The sequence below is a fragment of the Actinotalea ferrariae genome (genome assembly GCF_019733465.1).
Taxonomy (GTDB): Bacteria; Actinomycetota; Actinomycetes; order Actinomycetales; family Cellulomonadaceae; genus Actinotalea; species Actinotalea ferrariae_A.
Genome location: NZ_JACVQL010000260.1, coordinates 1 through 1144, shown reverse-complemented (window position 1 = coordinate 1144; position 1144 = coordinate 1). Strand labels below are relative to the sequence as shown.

1 protein-coding gene is annotated in these 1144 nt (G+C 70.5%); it reads left to right on the top strand.

What is annotated here, in order from left to right:
- Nucleotides 1-48: 48 nt before the first annotated feature.
- Nucleotides 49-1144 (top strand): IS30 family transposase (locus tag ICW40_RS17340; protein ID WP_445206264.1); only part of this gene is annotated, 1096 nt, incomplete at its 3' end.

Below are 1144 nucleotides of genomic sequence, written 5' to 3'. Positions count from 1 at the left end.
CGGTTCAAGTGGTTGTTGCAACGCGGTGCCCACGAGGAGGGTGCGCGTATGGCTGGGGCGCGGTTGTCGCTCGCGGAGCGGGCGCAGATCGAGGTGCTGTTCGGCGAGGGGCTCTCGTTCCCTCAGATTGCGGCGGTGCTGGGGCGTGACAGGTCGACGATCTGGCGCGAGGTCACCCGCAACCACGCGTATCTGGGTGCGCACGTGCGGGGGTCGCGGACCCGGTCGCCTGCGGGGCTGGCACGACGCAGCGCAGCCGGCCCCTACCGGTGGGTCTACGCGCACGCGGTCGCCCAGTCCAAGGCCGACCGTCGTGCGCGGCGCCCGCGCGAGGGCAAGCTGATCGGCAACGTCCGAACGCAGGGCCGGGCGCCGTTTGCCGGACGGTTATGGCCGCTGGTCGCACCGCGGTTGGCGCAGCGGTGGTCGCCGATGCAGATCGCACACTGGTTGCGTCAGCAGTTCCCGGACGATCCGGAGCAGTGGGTGTCGCACGAGACGATCTACCAGGCGGTCTACTACCAGGCCCGCGGGGCGATGCGCGCGGAGATCCACCGGCAGGTCGCGCTGCGCTCGGGTCGCGCCGACCGGCGCCCGCAGTCACGCGCTGCGGGCGCCGCACGATCGGCACGGGCCTGGGTCGGGGACCTGCACATCTCCAGCAGACCGGCCGAGGTCGAGGACCGGGCTGTCCCCGGTCACTGGGAGGGCGACCTGGTCATCGGCATGCGCGGCTCCTCAGCGATCATCACCCTGGTCGAGCGGTCGACCCGGTTCGTGATGCTCGGAGCCCTGCCCGGCTCGAGGGCCTCCCAGGACGTCACCACGGTCCTGATCGACCTCATGCGGCGCCTGCCGACCGAGCTGACCAAGACCCTGACCTGGGACCAAGGCGTCGAGATGGCCCAGCACGCCACCTTCACCCTCGCCACCAGCTGCCGCGTCTACTTCTGCGACCCGCACTCACCCTGGCAACGCGGCTCCAACGAGAACACCAACGGCCTGCTGCGCCAGTACTTCCCCCGCACCACCACCGACTTCCGCGCCTACAACCAGGACGACCTCGACGCCGTCGCCCGCGAACTCAACGCACGACCACGCCAGACCCTGGACTGGAACACTCCAGCCCGACGACTCAACGAAC